We start from the raw sequence: 1,413 nt of genomic DNA, 5'->3' as shown, positions 1-1,413 counted from the left end.
CTGGCCGGGGTGGGCCGCACCACGCTGGCGATGGCCCGCCACCGGGATCTACCGGCCGGGCTGGCCGCGGTGCATCCCCGGTACCGGGTGCCGCACCGGGCCGAGCTGGCGGTGGCCGCCGTGGTCATCCTGGTCGTGGTGCTCGGCGACGTGCGCGGGGCGATCGGCTTCTCCGCCTGCACGGTGCTCGTCTACTACGCCATCACCAACGCCGCCGCGCTGACCCTGGGACGGGAGCCGGAGCGGAAGCTGCCGGTGCAGGCGCTCGCCGTGGCGGGACTTGTCGGCTGCGTGCTGCTCGCGGTCAACCTGCCGCTGTCCAGCGTGCTCGCCGGTTTCGGCGTGCTGGCCCTCGGTGCCGTCTGGTACGCCCTCCGGTCAGCCCGCCGCTGACCGGGTCACTCCGTCGCTTCGCGCGGTACCGGCGCGCCGGACGGCGGTGCCGGCTCCGGTGGCGCGACCTCGCGGAGCAACGCGTTCAGGCCGGCCCGGCGGGCCACCACGGTCAGCCGGTCACCCGCCACGATCACCATGCGCGGGTCCGGCGACCAGTCCAGGCGCTGGCCGGCGCGGGCGTGCGCGAGCAGGCGGACGCTGCCGGCCCGGCCGACGGTGGCGAGCGTCCGACCGTCCAGGTCCGAGCCGGCGGCCACCGGAACCTCGGTGACCAGCAACGCGTGCCGGCCCACCGGAATGGTGGCGATCACCGCCCGGTCCAGCAGGGCGGCGGCGAACGACGGCGCCGCCAGGTAGGAGACGCTGCGCGAGGTGCCGATGCCGAACGCCCGCTGCACCCGTTCGGCGAAGTCGCCGTCGAAGAGCCGCAGCACCACCCGGAGCTGGTCGTCGAGGGCACGGGCGTTGAGCGCGGCGCGGAGGTTGGCGCCGTCATCCGTGGAGACCACCACCAACGCCTGGCAGGTCGCCACCGAGGCGGCCCGCAGCGTCTCCTCCTGCGCCGCGTCGCCCACCACCAGCGGTACGCCGAGCCGTCGGGCCAGCCCGGCGCCGCGCGCGTCCGCACTCTTGTCGATCGCCACCACCTCGACGCCGAAGTCGTTGAGCTGGGCCATCACCCGGGTGCCGATGTTGCCGAGCCCGACCACCACGACGTGCCCGGAGCGCTCGGGCAGGATCCGCCCGGTGTGCAGGGCCAGTCGGGCGTTCACCACCCCGTCGACCACCACCGCCGTGATCAGCGGGATCAGCGCCAGCCCGGCGAGGTTCAGCACCACCTGCATGACCTGCTCGGCGGCCGACTTGGCGGGGTCCGGATCCTGCCCGGTGAGGGTGGTGACGAGCGTCAGGTAGAGCGCGTCGCTCCAGCCGACGTGCGCCGCGTTCGCGTAGAGCCCGCCCAGGGCTGCCACCATGGCGAGCAGCACCAGCACCGCTATCCCGATCTTCCGGGTG

The 1,413-nt window shown here is 74.6% G+C and carries 1 protein-coding gene and 1 pseudogene; one reads left to right on the top strand and one right to left on the bottom strand.

All coding sequences use genetic code 11. The features are described from left to right. Nucleotides 1-393, top strand: a pseudogene (locus tag ENC19_RS29130) (amino acid permease); the annotation flags it as partial. Between the two features lie 5 nt (nucleotides 394-398). On the opposite strand, the gene ENC19_RS29125 reads toward ENC19_RS29130, so the two are convergent. After that, on the bottom strand, nucleotides 399-1,413 hold a 1,015-nt coding region (locus ENC19_RS29125), incomplete at its 5' end, for a potassium channel family protein (RefSeq protein WP_164450242.1).

Source organism: Verrucosispora sioxanthis (assembly GCF_010560025.1).
Taxonomy (GTDB): domain Bacteria; phylum Actinomycetota; class Actinomycetes; order Mycobacteriales; family Micromonosporaceae; genus Micromonospora; species Micromonospora palythoicola.
The sequence above is the reverse complement of the archived record's forward strand: the minus strand, read 5'-3'. Positions and strand labels throughout refer to the sequence as shown.